This is a genomic window from Winogradskyella sp. ABM4_392 (assembly GCF_056160445.1).
In genome coordinates, this window is sequence record NZ_JBSWXE010000001.1 from 149,190 (window position 1) to 164,868 (window position 15,679).

Here is a 15,679-nt window from a genome sequence, read left to right on the forward strand (position 1 = left end):
AAGGAAAGGCTAAGTTAAAGAATTTCTTTATTTACAGCAGTAGTTACTTAGCTTTTAGTATGAATTATACTAATTACACGTTTCAAAAGAATGATGACGATGTCAATAAACAATTGAGATTCCCGTTTTCACGGGAACACGTTTTAATTGATGTCCTTAAACCAATTTACAAACGCCAAAAGTTTTATTATGTGTAGTTTTGAAGTTCTATTGGTTACTACCAAAGTCTTTGCTTTTTTAAATATAGCTTCAAAAAAATAATCTGTGGATATACCTCTTTTAGTTTTCTTCATTGTCCTCCTCCTCTTCTTCTTGTTCGTCTGTATCAACTACGGTTAGTTCATCTATTTTAGAAAAAATAAAATCCCTATCTATATGACTTACATCGTTTAACTCTAATGCAGACTCATATAGCTTTTTGGCTTTTTTGTTTTTACCAATTTTCTCTGAGTGCTGTGCTAAATAATAAGTTCCTAATAAAGATTCTGGATTAAGTTTTTTAGCCAACCTTCCTATTTTTTCCAAAGACTCTAAGTCGTTTCGTTGCTCAGCAACTTTAACAACTTTCTCAAACTCTTCTTCTGTAATTGACTTTTTTATTCCGAATAAATCTTCAATTCTATCGTATCTATCAACAAGATATTCGTCTAGTGTACCTTCATATGGCAGCACCTTTTCTTCTAACTCTTTTTCGCGAAGTGGTTTATACAGTTCAAAAATTTTATCAAAAGATCTTGCTATTGCACTATTAACCAAAGTATAATGGTTGTCGTTTTCAAAATCATCAAAATAATAGGTTAGGTACTGATTTTTTACTTGAGATATTTGAGAATCAGCATTTAATACAGCTTCTCTAATGTATGGTAAATCCTTGTCTGATGTTGCCATATAATAGAAAATATCATCTTTAAAAAACTCTAATCGTTTACCCAAATAATCCCTTACTGTACCAGACAAATCTGGGCTAATGCATACATATGCATTGAACAAAGGATCTTCTTTAAACAAATATGAATTAATAAAATTACCCATTAAATCATGACCTACTGCAACTCTAAACTTACTGGTGTTATACCTATTATCTAAGTATGGTATAAGTTCTTCAGAAACAAAATCATGGAAGCGTAAACCAGACTCTTTTGGTAGACCTGTAACTTCATCGCAATAGCCATCATAACGTCTTTCGCTACCTTGCACTACACCCACTATAATAGAACTTGGCATATCATCAAAATACGTTTGAAAATCTACTTGACCAGCAATAGGTTCAAATAAATAGTCACCATCAAAAACAATAATTAAGGGATATTTAATTTCTGATGAAGGATCGTAGTTTTTGGGTAACTTAATTTTAAGTTTACGAACTGCATTTAATTTTGATGAATTAATTTCATCATAGCTAATTTGCGCAAAAATTGGCATGCAAAGAAAACATGCCAAAAGTATTAGGGTAGCTTTTTTCATTTATAAGTAGGTTTGACTTGGGATATCAAACATACTAAAATATCGTTAAGTTGTGAATTTTTTTCGATGAAATGCAACTAGTCGTCCATAGCATCTTGAACGTCGTACATTTTTTCTAGCATCATTTCTTTATCAATATACTGAGAGGGCTCTAACATTAAGCCTGCTTTGTAACGGAGTAATGCTTTTTTAAGATTTCCTTCTTTTTCGTAGTACATACCCATATAATAAGCACCTAGCATAGATTTAGGAAACTCTTTATTAACCAATTTAGCCAGCTTTTCTAACGAATCTAAATCATCTCGTTTTTTACATGCTGCAGCAATAGCTCTAATATCATTTTCTGTCAGCTTTTTTTCAAAACCATAGAAATACTCAATGTTTTCGTATTTTTTTATTAGGTAATCATACGGTGAACCTTCATAAGTGAGTATTTTTTCTCTGTATTCTTTACCACTAATCGGCTTATAGAGTGTGAATATTTCATTCAATGCTTTTGGAATACCTCTTCCAACAAGAGAATAATGGTTAGCATCTTCAAAATTGTCGAACTTATAGTGGAGTTTCTCATTTTGAATAGACTTTAACTTGGCATCGCATTCAACAATATCATTCCTTAAGGCTTTAATATCTGCATCTGCAGTTGCCATGTAATAAAATGTTTCTTGCTCTAAAATAGATAAACGTTCTTGCAAGCGATTAACCATTTCTGGAGCCAAATCTGGACTTAGACTAATATAGGCTCTAAACAATGGTTTATCCTTAAAAAGATAGTAATTGATAAAGTTAGCACCAAGATCATGCCCAATAATAACCTTAAAGTTAGATACTTTATAACTTTCTTCTATGTAAGGAATTAATTCACCACTTAAAAACTCATAAAAATCAGCTCCTCCATCAGAAGGAAAATATGTAGTATCGTCGTAAGCAAAATCTACTTCGCGCGTTTTGTCTTGTTTAACACCAACCACTATACAATCTGGAATATCTTCCCAATACGCTTGATAATCAATATTACCTGCAACAGGTTCAAACAGGTAGTCTCCATCTAAAACAATTACTAATGGATACGCTCGTTCTGCTTCAGGATCATAATTTCTAGGTAGTTGAATCTTTAATTCTCTTGTACCATCTAATTTGTAAGAATCGATGGTCTTATAAATAGCTTGCGCATGGCTATTTATTAAAAAACATACTAAAAACAGGGAAGTGAAGAATGTCTTCATATTGATGGTTGACTTTAAAGTTAAAGCAAGGTAAAAAATATTTCTAAATACTTTCTTGCTTTCTATTATAGATTGGCAAATAGATTAAAGAAATACCACCAAGAATAATAATTACTAAAGTTTGTGTAGACCACATTATCCAACCAAAGGCTCTGCTTGGGTCTTCGGCAATATTAAATAGAGCAAATGCTATGACTATTGCTTCGGGAAATGAGCCTATGCCTCCATTGGTTGCAGCAATGCTAAAACTTGCTAAAATAAATCCTATTAAAATAGCTGCCAATGGTATTTTATCTAATTCAGGTAAGGCAAATGTTGTAACATAAAACATAGATAGATACATCACCCAAATGAAGATTGTATGAAAAATGAAAGACCATTTCTTTTTCATTTTAAAAATACTAAGTGCACCTTCCACCAATCCACCTATAAACTCTTTAATCTTTAATGCTATTTTAGAACCGCTTCTAACGACAAAAACATATATTATGATAACCAATGCAAAAAGAACTAATGCTCCTATTATTAAGGTTGAAGAATTAAACTTGCTGGCAAAAAACTCATAAATAAACTCAAACTCTAACACCAATGCCAAACCTATAATTAAAAAAAGCATTATAGTATCCGCAACACGCTCGGCTACTATTGTTCCAAAACCTTTTTCAAAAGTTACACCTTCATAGTTAGCTAAAATTGAAGCTCTTGCCACTTCACCTGCTCTAGGTATAGTTAAGTTGATGAGATAAGCCGAATACACCGACATAAAGCTATTGGCCAACTTTGGTTTATAGCCTAAAGGCTCTGCCATAAAAAGCCAACGATATGCTCTAGACAAATGGCTTAAAATCCCAAAGCTTACGCCAAGTATGATCCAAAAATAATCAGCATCCTTAAAATACTGAACTAACTTTGAAACAGAAATTTGAGATAATGAGTACCAAACCAGCACCACTCCTAAGAGTAAGGGAATCACAACTTTTAGGATGGATTTGAATTTGCTCAAACAAAATTATTTTAGAAGATTGGTAGCTTCGTCTGGGAACACTAAAGAGGGTTTAAACACTTTAGCTTCTTCAATATCCATAAAAGCATAAGTGATTAAAATTAAAATGTCACCAACTGCTACCTTACGTGCAGCCGCTCCATTTAATGTAATTTCTCCACTGTTTCTTGGGCCAGGTATACAGTAGGTTTCGAGACGCTCACCATTGTTATTATTAACAATCTGAACTTTTTCACCTTGTATAATATTGGCAGCATCCATTAAGTCTTCATCAATAGTTATACTACCAATGTAGTTAAGGTCTGCTCCTGTACATTTAACGCGATGTATCTTAGATTTTACAACTTGAATTTGCATGAGGCAAAGATAATTAATTTAAGGCGATATTGTCTATTAGTCTTATATCACCAGCATACACTGCAATAAAAGCTCTGTATGTCTTTTTTGTTGATTTACGTTTTACTGGTTTTAAGGTTTTTGTGTCTGCAATAATAAAATACTCTAATTCTAAAAGAGGTTGTTTATTAAATTGCTTCTCAACCCATTCCGTTACTTTTTTAGCACTTTTTGTGCCAAACTTAGTTTTGGCAGTTTTTAATGTTTTGTATATAAATGGCGCAGCATTTCTATGCTCTTCTGATAACCTAGTATTTCTTGAGCTCATGGCTAAGCCATCTTTTGCTCTATGAATCGGACAACCTATGACTTTTACAGGGATATGATAAAGCTCAACTAGTTTCTTTATGATTTGTAACTGCTGAAAATCTTTTTCGCCAAAGTACGCTCTGTTTGGTGTTACAATTTCGAATAGTCGTTTTACGATAGTGCCTACTCCATCAAAATGTCCATCTCTAAAAGCTCCCTCCATCTCATTTTCGAGCCCATCGAACTTAAAAGATTGAGATTGTACGTCATCTTTGTAAATATCTTCAACTGAAGGTGCGTACACTATAATTTTATCGGTACTAACAGTTTTTAGCAGCTCTACATCTGCGTTTAGAGTTCTAGGATATTTAATTAAATCTTCTTTGTTGTCGAACTGTGTAGGATTAACAAAAATACTAACCACAACAATGTCATTTTCACTAAGTCCTTTTTCTACAAGTGATAAATGTCCGTTATGGAGTGCACCCATTGTTGGCACAAAACCAACTGCTTTATTATTAGCCCTGAACTCATCAATAAGATGAGACAATTCAGATTTATTATGAAAAATTTTCACTTTAGTAACAAAAAATTAACGCGTGCAAACATAATATTTTACTGGCAATCTGCACAAATTTTTGTAATTTTGCATGTTTTTTACTTTTAATTTACAAAAGCAGCAGATTTATGAAAGATAAACGAATATTGTATGTGTCCTCGGAAGTAGTTCCATATTTACCAGAAACTGAGATTTCTTCAATGTCATTTGAAGCTCCAAGAATGGTAAACAAACAAGGAGGGCAAATACGAATATTTATGCCACGCTTTGGTAATATTAACGAGAGAAGACATCAATTACACGAAGTAATCAGACTTTCTGGAATCAACCTGGTAATCAATGACTTAGACATGCCTCTAATCATTAAAGTTGCTTCTATCCCAAAAGAACGTATTCAGGTATACTTTATAGATAATGAAGAGTACTTTAAAAGAAAAGCAACTTTAACTGATGAAGATGGAAAGCTATTCCCAGATAATGATGAGCGTGCTATTTTCTTTGCTAAAGGTGTTATAGAAACTGTTAAAAAATTAAATTGGGCTCCAGACATTATTCATGTAAATGGATGGTTAGCTTCATTGTTACCTTTATATCTCAAAGAATTCTATAAAACAGAACCGTTATTCACTGAAAGTAAAATAGTAACCTCTGTATACAATCAAAACTTTGAAGGTACGTTAGATAAAGGAATGATTAGTAAGGTGAAATTTGACGGGATAGATGAAGAAGCTATAAAGTCCTTAGAAAAACCTGATTATATAAACCTTATGAAAATAGCTATCGACAACTCAGATGCCATAATTAGAGGTTCTGAAGAATTACCTAAAGAACTAGACAGCTATATTAATGAATTAGAAAAACCTGTACTAGATTTTCACTCTATTGAAGAGTTTGCAGATCCGTACACAGAATTTTATAAAGAAACTGTATTAAACAGTTAATATGTCTATGAAGAAGAACAAATTTGCCCTTAATGCAGTTATAACCTTCCTTTTTGTTGGTAGTTTTATAGCCTGTGATAATGATTTTAATACCTTAGATTCAGATGTCTTAAATAGTGATGTAGCGACAAACTTCAACATAAAAAAAATGAGTGAGACTTACCCTGAATTTACAGATATCATCACTTATTCACAAACCTTAGGTCCTGTACAATCAAATAACGGTCCAGGTTTAAGCACTTTGGGTGTTTACGACGATGCATATGGCAGGGTTGAATCTAGTTTTTTAGCACAGTTAACCCTTTCGTCTTATGCACCGGATTTTGGAGAAGTAACTGAAGTAGACTCTGTTATATTAAACCTTCCTTTTTTTTCAGCAATATCTGATGTTGATGAAGAAGGAAACATTACATATGTAACAGACTCAATTTTTGGTAGTCAACCAATTACATTGAATATGTATAGAAGCAATTACTTCTTAAGAGATTTTGATCCAAATGCAGAATTCAATGAGTCCCAACCTTATTTTTCTAACAAATCAGCCTCTGAAAATGAATTAATTAGTGAAACATCATTAGAGGGAGAAGAAATAACAATTTTACCAAATCCAGACCCAACAACAAACAAACATATTACCTTAGACTCTAACGGAGATATTGTATTTAGTGAGAACGGATTTGTATTAACAACCACAGAAGGCGAAGGTGAAGAAGAGGAAACTACAGTGGTTAGACAAATTCCTGGCATAAGATTAAAACTAGATAACGATTACTGGAAAGAAACCATTTTAGATCAAGCCGACCCTGAAATAGGTGATCCTGTAGTTCTTAGCAACCAAAATAATTTCTTAGAATATTTTAGAGGCATTTACTTCAAAGCACAACCTGTTAATAACACGGGCAGCTATTACATCCTTAGTACTAGCGCAAATGCCGCAAGTATTACAATATACTATAAGAGAATATCAGAATCTACTGTAGATGATGAAGATGCCACAGAACAAGCTACGTTTACTATGAACTTTGGGGGTAACAGGGTTAATTTCTTAAATCCAACCTATAACGTTACAATACCAGATGGTGATGCTACCAATGGTGATAGTAGGTTATTCTTAAAAGGAGGTGAAGGATCTATTGCTAAAATAAAATTGTTTAATGGAGATGATATTGATGACGATGATGACACAATGAATACATTTGAACGCTGGAAAAATGAATTTGTTGAAACAGATAATGAAGGTAATTTTGAAAGCATTAAAAGAATTGTTAACGAAGCAAACCTTGTTTTTTATGTTGATAATGATTTTTTGAGTTCTTCTGGAGCATATGACCCAGAAAATGAACCACACCGTCTGTATTTGTATGATATCGAAAATAAAGGACCTTTGAGGGATTTTTCTAATGAGTTTTCTAACAATAGTTTACCTTCGATTTCAAAGATTAACCATCTTGGAGCATTAGAACGAGAAAATGATGATCCTGATGAAAATGGTGTAAAATATAAATTCAGAATTACAGAACACATAAATAATTTATTGATTAACGATTCTACCAATGTTGAATTAGGTTTAGCTGTATCATTAAACGTAAATTTAGAAGAACAGTTTATTCAAAATCTAACACAAACAACGGATAATCCTGATTTATCATCACCATTAAGTTCAGTTTTATCACCTCGAGGTACCGTTTTACACGGCAATAACACAAGTGACCCAAGCAGAAAGGTATATCTAGAAATATATTATACAGAACCAAACAATTAAATAAATTACCCTATGTGTGGAATAGTTGGTTATATTGGCCATAGAGAAGCCTATCCAATAGTAATTAAAGGACTTCAAAGACTAGAATATCGTGGTTACGATAGTGCAGGTATTGCTCTATATGATGGCACTGATATAAAACTCTCAAAAACTAAAGGAAAGGTTTCTGACCTTAAAGAAAGATTAGAGAATGAAATTTCAACTTCTGGTTCATTGGGTATTGGTCATACACGTTGGGCTACACATGGCGTACCGAATGATGTAAACTCTCACCCTCATTATTCTAACTCTGGTGACTTAGTAATAATTCATAACGGAATTATAGAAAACTATGATTCTCTAAAAAAGGAACTTATTAAGCGAGGTTATACTTTTAAATCTGATACTGACACTGAGGTATTAGTAAATCTTATTGAGGATGTAAAGAAAAATGAAAACACAAAACTTGGCAAAGCTGTACAAATTGCATTAAACCAAGTAGTAGGAGCATATGCTATAGCAGTATTTGATAAAAACAAGCCAAATGAAATTGTTGTTGCCAAGCTAGGAAGTCCGTTAGCTATAGGTATTGGTGAAGATGAATTTTTCATTGCTAGTGATGCTTCACCTTTTATAGAATTTACTAAGAATGCCATTTATTTAGAAGATGAACAAATGGCAATTATAAGAAGGCACAAAGACGTCAAGGTTAGAAAAATCAAAAATGATGCTTTAGTAGACCCTTATATCCAAGAACTTCAACTTAACCTTGAACAAATCGAAAAAGGAGGCTATGAACACTTCATGCTTAAGGAAATATATGAACAGCCTGAAGCCATTCTTGATACATTCAGAGGTAGACTTTTGAGCAATGAAGCATTAATAAAGCTTGCAGGTGTTGAGGACAACATGAAGAAATTCTTAGCTGCAGACAGAATAATTGTTGTTGCTTGTGGCACCTCTTGGCATGCTGGTTTAGTTGCTGAATATATTTTTGAAGATTTAGCAAGAATACCTGTGGAAGTTGAGTATGCTTCAGAATTTAGGTATAGAAATCCTGTAATAACAGAAAACGACATCGTAATTGCTATTTCTCAATCTGGTGAAACAGCAGATACTCTTGCTGCTATCAAATTGGCAAAGTCCAGAGGAGCATTTGTGTTTGGTGTTTGTAACGTTGTTGGTTCTTCAATAGCAAGAGAGACAGATGCTGGTGCATATACACATGCTGGACCAGAAATTGGTGTAGCATCAACAAAAGCTTTTACTACGCAGATAACAGTCTTAACGTTGATAGCCTTGAGGTTAGCTAGAGCAAAAGGCACTATATCAAGTTCAGAATTTAGACACCATCTTATAGAGTTAGAAACTATTCCTAATAAAGTTAAAGAAGCTCTCGAATCTGACGGATATGTTCAAACTATCGCAGATATATATAAAGATGCTAAAAACTTCTTATACCTTGGACGTGGTTATAATTTCCCAGTAGCATTAGAAGGTGCCTTAAAATTAAAAGAGATTTCTTATATACATGCTGAAGGCTATCCAGCTGCGGAAATGAAGCATGGTCCTATTGCTTTAATTGATGAACAAATGCCAGTTGTTGTTATTGCTACCAAAAAAGGACACTACGAAAAGGTTGTAAGTAACATCCAAGAAATAAAATCTAGAAAAGGTAAAATTATAGGAATAGTAACTAAAGGAGATAAAAGTGTCAAAGAGTTGGCCGATCATGTGATTGAGGTTCCCGAAACCATAGAATGTCTTACACCACTTTTAACTACAATTCCTTTACAGCTACTGTCGTATCACATCGCAGTTATGTTAGGAAAAAATGTTGACCAACCTCGTAACTTAGCAAAGTCAGTTACTGTAGAGTAATAAATTTTTTAAAATAATACTTAAAGCCTTAAAATTGAGAATTCCGCAATTTTAAGGCTTTCTATTTTTCAAATATTGCTATGCATGCATAATTTTTTGAGAAATTCTTACCTAATTTTCATATATTTAATTAAATTGGCGTCAAATAAATTAACTAATTCTCTAAAATGAAGACAATCTTAAAGCTTTTTACAATGCTTTTTTGCGTGGTATCTTTTGCTCAGACCACGGTTAAAGGAAAAATTATTGATGAAACTGGGTTACCCTTACCCGGTGCAAATATTGTGGTAGTTGGTACTAGCACAGGTACTGTTTCGGATTTTGACGGTAACTACACCTTATCTGTAGACCAAAATCCACCATTTTCAATTCGTGTAAGTTATACAGGTTTTGAAGCTCAAACTATCGAGATAACTAGTAATGAACAAACTGTTGATGTCACTCTCAAAGAAGGCAACTCATTGGATGAAGTTGTTATTTCTGCTTCTCGTACACCAGAGCGTATTTTTGAATCTCCAGTAACTGTAGAACGTTTTGGTATAAAAGAAATCAAGAATACCGCATCTGTAGACTTTTACGACGGTTTAGAAAACCTTAAAGGAGTAGACATAAATACTAACAGTTTAACCTTTAAATCCATAAACACAAGAGGTTTTGCTACATTCGCTAATACACGTTTCATGCAATTGGTAGATGGTATGGATAACTCTGCACCAGCACTTAATTTCCCACTTGGAAACTTATTAGGTATGACCGAAACTGATGTGCAAAGCGTAGAGTTACTACCTGGTGCTGCTTCAGCATTATATGGTGCAAATGCTTTTAATGGTATATTATTCATGCGCAGCAAGAACCCTTTTGATCATCAAGGCATAAGTGGGTTTATCAAAAGAGGGATTACTTCCCAAGAAGCAGCAGGTGATAATGATTATACTGATTTGGGTATTAGAATGGCTTATAAGTTTAACGAAAAATTTGCAGCTAAAGTGAATTTCGGCTACTTAAAAGGCACTGATTGGTTTGCTGTAAATGAAGACGATAAGCTTAATCGAGGACTAACCAGGGCTGATATTGATTATGACGGAATTAATGTGTACGGAGACGAGGTTAGTACCGATATAAATGGTGTAGCTCAAACTCTAGAAAGTTTAGGTTTAGCTCCCGCCGGATCTTCTGCATTAGTACCGTCCGTTGATGTAAGTAGAACAGGTTACAATGAAAGAGATTTAACCAACTATAATGCTGAGAGTATTAAAGCTGATTGGGGACTTTACTTCCGCCCTTGGGAAAATGATTTCGAAATCCAATATGTCGGTAAAGTAGGTTCTGGTAATACTATTTACCAAGGAGCTAACAGATATAATATCAAAAACTTTTTCTTACAACAACATAAACTTGAAATTAGAAATGACAACTTCTTTGTAAGAGGTTATGTAACCGAAGACAAAGCTGGTGATTCTTACGATATGGTTTTTACAGGTATTAATATCAATAGAGCTTGGAAAGATGATTCTACATGGTTTGGTGAGTATGTTGGAGCTTATATCGGAGCTACTTTAGGTGGTGCTACAGACACTCAAGCTCATGCGGCAGCTAGAGCTCAAGCTGATACAGGGCGTTATTTACCTGGCACACCTGAATTCCAAGCTGCTTTTAATAGAAGTATTAATGATCCTGATTTAACTACAGGCTCAAAATTCCAAGATAATTCGAAAATTTATCATGCAGATGCTAATTACAATTTTGGAGACTTAGTAGATTTCGCTGAAATTCAAGTAGGTGGATCTTACAGAAGATATCGTTTAAATTCTTTTGGAACAATTTATACTGATAATGACGGACCTATTAACTATTCTGAAGTGGGTGTTTATACACAATTGCAAAAATCCTTAGAATTATCTGAAAGTGTAGAACTTAAACTTACAGGTTCTTTACGATATGATAAATCAGAATTATTTGATGGATTTTTCTCACCTAGATTATCAGCAGGTTTTACAATTAATCAAGACCACAATATAAGAGCTTCTTTCCAAACAGGGTTTAGAAATCCAACGACCCAAGATTTATATATTGGCTTAGATGTTGGTAGAGCTATTTTAGTTGGTGGTGCGCCTGATAATCCAGCAAGGGATGTTAGAAATTACGATTTAAGTACTAATGGAACAGCAATAACTGGTCAGACTAATATCGATTTTGATGGTACTGGTGCATACAATAATTCTTTCTTTGCAAACTCAGTAAGTGCTTTTGCAGCATCTGGGAATCCAGCTGCTCTAGAAATAGCAAATTCTAACTTAGTAAAGCCTGAACAAGTAAGTTCAATAGAAGTTGGTTATCGTGGTAAATTAGATGGTATTATTGTAGATGCTTCTGCGTATTATAACCAATATCAAGACTTTTTAGCTAATGAAACCGTTATTGCACCTTTTTATGGTGATGTAGAATTAACCCAAACGTTACCAAACGGTACACCATTAGCTGTAGCAGCTATTGCTAATGGAGACTTCCAAGCTTACCAAACCTATACTAATTCAGACGAAACTGTAAATTCTTATGGTGCAGCAATTCAAGTTTCTGCAAAAGTGTTTGATGGTTTTGATTTAAGCGCAAACTATACTTACTCTAAATTAGATTTTGATGTAAAACAAAATCCTGACTTTAGGACTAACTTCAACACACCAGAACATAAGGTAAAAGCATCTTTCGGCAAAACTGAATTATTCAAAAACTTTGGTTTTAATGTATCTTGGAGATGGAGTGACAATTATTTCTGGGAAGCTTCTTTTGGCGATGGAGATGTACCATCTTTCAATGTTCTTGATGCACAAATCAACTTTAGAGTCCCAAGCTTAAAATCTACTTTCAAAGCGGGTGCTACTAATTTATTACAGGACGAATACTTTACTGCATTTGGTACAGGTTTCATCGGTTCTCAATATTACTTGTCTTGGACTATAAATAACTTATAATAACGGAAAAGAAATTAAGATGAAAAAAATTAAATATATAGCTCTATCATTACTAACCCTAGGAATGGTAGCTTGCGAAAACGAACTAGTAGAAGATTTAAGAGACAGAAACAGCTTTGACTCTGAGCCATTACCAGAATTAACTGCCGGCTCAGCAGATTTTTCAAATTACGTTTCTATAGGTGCTTCTTTTACAGCTGGCTTTACAGATAATGCTCTTTTTATGGCCAGCCAAGAGAATTCCTTTCCAAATATTATGGCAAGCAAGTTTGCCAATATTGGTGGTGGTACTTTTACTCAACCTTTAATGAGTGATAATTTTGGAGGCCTAGCTGCTGGAGGAATGAGAATTACAGACCCAAGACTAGTTTTTGGCGGTGCAGGTCCTGTTCCTCTTGAAGCTGTCATTGGTCCTGTTACGGTTTCAACAGACATAGCTTTAAATAATCCTACTGGACCATTCAATAATTTAGGAATTCCAGGTGCTAAAAGTTTTCATTTACTAGCACCAGGTTATGGTAATTTAGCTAATTTCCCTTCTGCTGCAAATCCTTATGCTGTTCGTGTTACAGGAAATGCCCCAAACGCAAGTATTTTAGAGTTAGCTGTAGCTCAAAATCCTACGTTCTTTTCAATATCTGAAGTAGGAGGGAATGATGTTTTAGGTTATGCACTTTCTGGTGGAGATGGTACAAATCCAATAACTGACACAGCTACCTTTGATGCATCTTTAAATGCTTTAGTTGCTGGTTTAACTGCAAATGGTGCAAATGGTGTTATTGGTAATCTTCCTAATATTACGAGTTTATCTCATTTTACAACTGTGCCCCACAATCCAGTACCTCTGGACGCAGCTACTGCAGGTTTTCTAAATAGTGCTAGTGCATATGGCGCTTACAATGCTGGTGTTGCTCAAGCTTTAGCTGGTTTAGTACAATTTGGTCAAATAACACAAGAAATGGCTGATGCAGAATTAGCAAAAAGAACAATTACTTTTTCTGCCGGTGAGGGAAATGCTGTAGTAATTTTGGACGAGAGTTTAATTGACTTAACTAGCTTGAATCCTGCACTTATAAGCATGAGACAAGCAACGGCTGAAGATTTGATAGTTTTGCCTGCCTCAAGCTTTATTGGAACTGAGGCTGTACCTGGAAACCCACAGACAGTTAATGGCGTTGCTATTCCATTAGCAGATAAATGGGTTTTAACACCTGAGGAGCAACAAGAAATTGCTGACGCGACAGCAGCTTATAATGCAACAATATCATCTGTAGCGAGCTCTAATGGCTTAGCTTTAGTAGATTTAAATTCTATTTTAGAACAAGCGTCTTCTACAGGAGTTATGTTTGGAGACTATAATATGAATACAGATTTAGTTTTTGGTGGTTTAGTGAGTTTAGATGGTGTACATTTAACAGCAAGAGGCTATGCTTTAATGGCTAATAGCTTTTTACAGGCTATTGATGCAACTTACGGTTCTAATTTTGAAGCTTCTGGTAACCTTGCAGATGCAGGTGATTTCCCAACAAATTACTCCCCAGCTTTACAATAGAAACAGCTTTTATTTATAACGAAAAAACACGCTCAAATTGAGCGTGTTTTTTTTATTCAAAAAAGAACTATTTTTTTAAATAAAACTATATCTTTGCAGCGCGAAAAATACACGTATTCAACATAATTGAAAAGTGTTGTTTTTCAGATTTAAATTATTGCAAAACAAAAACATATAAGTAATGTCTAAAGTTACAGGTAAAGTTGCACAAATTGTAGGACCAGTTATCGATGTAGAATTTGGTGCTGGCTCAGAACTTCCAAAAATTTATGATTCATTAGAAATTAAGAACCAAGATGGTTCAACGTTAGTATTAGAAGTACAGTCACACATTGGTGAGGACACTGTAAGAACTATCGCGATGGACTCTTCTGATGGTTTAAGTAGAGGTACAGAAGTTGTTGCAACTGGTGCACCAATCCAAATGCCAATTGGCGAAGATGTTTACGGACGTCTATTTAACGTAATTGGTGATGCTATTGATGGATTAGGTGATTTGCCTAAAGCTGGTGAAGCAGGTTTACCTATTCACAGACAAGCTCCTAAATTTGAAGAATTATCAACATCTACTGAAGTTTTATTTACAGGTATTAAAGTAATTGATCTTATAGAGCCTTATGCTAAAGGTGGAAAGATTGGATTATTTGGTGGTGCTGGTGTAGGTAAAACAGTATTGATTCAGGAGTTGATTAATAATATTGCAAAAGGTCACGGTGGTTTATCAGTATTTGCTGGTGTAGGTGAAAGAACTCGTGAAGGAAATGACCTTTTAAGAGAGATGTTAGAGTCTGGAATTATCAAATATGGTGATGACTTTATGCACTCAATGGAAGAAGGCGGATGGGATCTTCAGAAAGTAGATAAAACTGCTATGAAAGATTCTAAAGCTACTTTCGTTTTCGGTCAGATGAATGAGCCTCCTGGAGCTCGTGCTCGTGTAGCATTATCTGGTTTAACTATCGCTGAGTATTTCCGTGATGGTGCTGGTGACGGACAAGGAAAAGATGTACTTTTCTTCGTAGATAACATCTTCCGTTTTACACAAGCTGGCTCTGAGGTATCTGCACTTTTAGGACGTATGCCTTCTGCGGTAGGTTACCAACCAACATTAGCAACTGAGATGGGTGCAATGCAAGAGCGTATTACATCTACTAAGAAAGGTTCTATTACTTCTGTACAAGCGGTATATGTACCCGCAGATGATTTAACGGATCCTGCTCCTGCAACAACGTTTGCTCACTTAGATGCAACAACAGTATTATCTCGTAAAATTGCTGAGCTTGGTATTTATCCTGCAGTAGATCCTTTAGATTCTACATCAAGAATTTTGACTCCAGACATTTTAGGTGATGAACACTATGACTGTGCACAACGCGTAAAAGAGTTATTACAACGTTACAAAGAATTACAAGATATTATTGCTATCCTTGGTATGGAAGAATTATCTGAAGAAGATAAGTTAGCTGTATCTAGAGCTAGACGTGTACAACGTTTCTTATCTCAGCCTTTCCATGTTGCTGAGCAGTTTACAGGTATACCAGGTGTATTAGTAGACATTAAAGAAACAATAAAAGGTTTTAACATGATTATGGATGGTGAATTAGATCACTTACCAGAAGCTGCTTTTAACCTTAAAGGTTCTATTGAAGAAGCTATTGAAGCTGGTGAGAAAATGCTTGCTGAAGCCTAATATAAATT

At 34.4% G+C, this 15,679-nt stretch carries 12 protein-coding genes; 6 read left to right on the forward strand and 6 right to left on the reverse strand.

Translation table 11 applies throughout. The features are described from left to right. Window positions 1-143 precede the first annotated feature (143 nt). The 6 genes from ACXAFS_RS00545 to panC form a co-directional block, all read right to left on the reverse strand. Window positions 144-293: a hypothetical protein gene (locus tag ACXAFS_RS00545; RefSeq protein ID WP_475304602.1), complete on the reverse strand. Its 150-nt coding sequence runs from the start codon at window positions 291-293 to the stop codon at window positions 144-146. Further along, the gene (locus tag ACXAFS_RS00550; RefSeq protein WP_475304604.1) at window positions 280-1,464 is read right to left on the reverse strand and encodes an alpha/beta hydrolase; all 1,185 of its coding nucleotides are present in this window, start codon (window positions 1,462-1,464) and stop codon (window positions 280-282) included. Before ACXAFS_RS00550 ends, ACXAFS_RS00545 begins: the two co-directional genes overlap by 14 nt. A gap of 77 nt (window positions 1,465-1,541) precedes the next feature. Continuing rightward, on the reverse strand, window positions 1,542-2,690 hold the full coding sequence (locus ACXAFS_RS00555; protein ID WP_475304605.1) for an alpha/beta hydrolase: 1,149 nt from the start codon (window positions 2,688-2,690) through the stop codon (window positions 1,542-1,544). Window positions 2,691-2,733: 43 nt separating this feature from the next. Continuing rightward, a complete protein-coding gene (locus ACXAFS_RS00560) occupies window positions 2,734-3,693 on the reverse strand; it encodes a lysylphosphatidylglycerol synthase transmembrane domain-containing protein (RefSeq protein ID WP_475304607.1) in 960 nt (319 codons plus the stop codon). 6 nt (window positions 3,694-3,699) lie between these two features. Then, window positions 3,700-4,050, reverse strand: coding sequence for an aspartate 1-decarboxylase (gene panD / locus ACXAFS_RS00565; RefSeq protein WP_138432327.1), 351 nt, complete (start codon window positions 4,048-4,050; stop codon window positions 3,700-3,702). Between the two features lie 13 nt (window positions 4,051-4,063). Beyond that, a complete protein-coding gene (panC, locus tag ACXAFS_RS00570; protein WP_475304608.1) occupies window positions 4,064-4,915 on the reverse strand; it encodes a pantoate--beta-alanine ligase in 852 nt (283 codons plus the stop codon). A gap of 110 nt (window positions 4,916-5,025) precedes the next feature. On the opposite strand from panC, the gene ACXAFS_RS00575 reads away from it, so the two are divergent. The 6 genes from ACXAFS_RS00575 to atpD all read left to right on the forward strand — a co-directional run bounded on the left by ACXAFS_RS00575 (window position 5,026) and on the right by atpD (window position 15,671). Next, window positions 5,026-5,838, forward strand: coding sequence for a glycogen/starch synthase (locus ACXAFS_RS00575; protein WP_475304610.1), 813 nt, complete (start codon window positions 5,026-5,028; stop codon window positions 5,836-5,838). A gap of 7 nt (window positions 5,839-5,845) precedes the next feature. Continuing rightward, window positions 5,846-7,600 carry a DUF4270 domain-containing protein gene (locus tag ACXAFS_RS00580; protein ID WP_475304611.1) on the forward strand — a complete coding sequence of 585 codons (1,755 nt, stop codon included), beginning with the start codon at window positions 5,846-5,848 and terminating at the stop codon, window positions 7,598-7,600. A gap of 12 nt (window positions 7,601-7,612) precedes the next feature. Beyond that, window positions 7,613-9,460, forward strand: a complete 1,848-nt coding sequence (gene glmS, locus ACXAFS_RS00585) for a glutamine--fructose-6-phosphate transaminase (isomerizing) (RefSeq protein ID WP_475304612.1) — start codon at window positions 7,613-7,615, stop codon at window positions 9,458-9,460. A 167-nt stretch (window positions 9,461-9,627) separates the two neighbouring features. Continuing rightward, window positions 9,628-12,429: a TonB-dependent receptor gene (locus ACXAFS_RS00590; RefSeq protein WP_475304614.1), complete on the forward strand. Its 2,802-nt coding sequence runs from the start codon at window positions 9,628-9,630 to the stop codon at window positions 12,427-12,429. A gap of 19 nt (window positions 12,430-12,448) precedes the next feature. Continuing rightward, on the forward strand, window positions 12,449-13,981 hold the full coding sequence (locus ACXAFS_RS00595; RefSeq protein WP_475304615.1) for an SGNH/GDSL hydrolase family protein: 1,533 nt from the start codon (window positions 12,449-12,451) through the stop codon (window positions 13,979-13,981). Window positions 13,982-14,162: 181 nt separating this feature from the next. After that, window positions 14,163-15,671 (forward strand): F0F1 ATP synthase subunit beta, encoded by a 1,509-nt coding sequence (gene atpD / locus ACXAFS_RS00600; protein WP_475304616.1) that lies wholly within the window; start codon window positions 14,163-14,165, stop codon window positions 15,669-15,671. Window positions 15,672-15,679 lie beyond the last annotated feature (8 nt).

Bases quoted from the DNA above. Each gene is read 5' to 3' on its own strand.
- ACXAFS_RS00545 (WP_475304602.1), bottom strand. From the start codon at position 293: ATGAAGAAAACTAAAAGAGGTATATCCACAGATTATTTTTTTGAAGCT.
- ACXAFS_RS00550 (WP_475304604.1), bottom strand. From the start codon at position 1,464: ATGAAAAAAGCTACCCTAATACTTTTGGCATGTTTTCTTTGCATGCCA.
- ACXAFS_RS00580 (WP_475304611.1), top strand. From the start codon at position 5,846: ATGAAGAAGAACAAATTTGCCCTTAATGCAGTTATAACCTTCCTTTTT.
- ACXAFS_RS00575 (WP_475304610.1), top strand. From the start codon at position 5,026: ATGAAAGATAAACGAATATTGTATGTGTCCTCGGAAGTAGTTCCATAT.
- ACXAFS_RS00595 (WP_475304615.1), top strand. From the start codon at position 12,449: ATGAAAAAAATTAAATATATAGCTCTATCATTACTAACCCTAGGAATG.
- ACXAFS_RS00555 (WP_475304605.1), bottom strand. From the start codon at position 2,690: ATGAAGACATTCTTCACTTCCCTGTTTTTAGTATGTTTTTTAATAAAT.
- glmS (WP_475304612.1), top strand. From the start codon at position 7,613: ATGTGTGGAATAGTTGGTTATATTGGCCATAGAGAAGCCTATCCAATA.
- ACXAFS_RS00590 (WP_475304614.1), top strand. From the start codon at position 9,628: ATGAAGACAATCTTAAAGCTTTTTACAATGCTTTTTTGCGTGGTATCT.
- panD (WP_138432327.1), bottom strand. From the start codon at position 4,050: ATGCAAATTCAAGTTGTAAAATCTAAGATACATCGCGTTAAATGTACA.
- atpD (WP_475304616.1), top strand. From the start codon at position 14,163: ATGTCTAAAGTTACAGGTAAAGTTGCACAAATTGTAGGACCAGTTATC.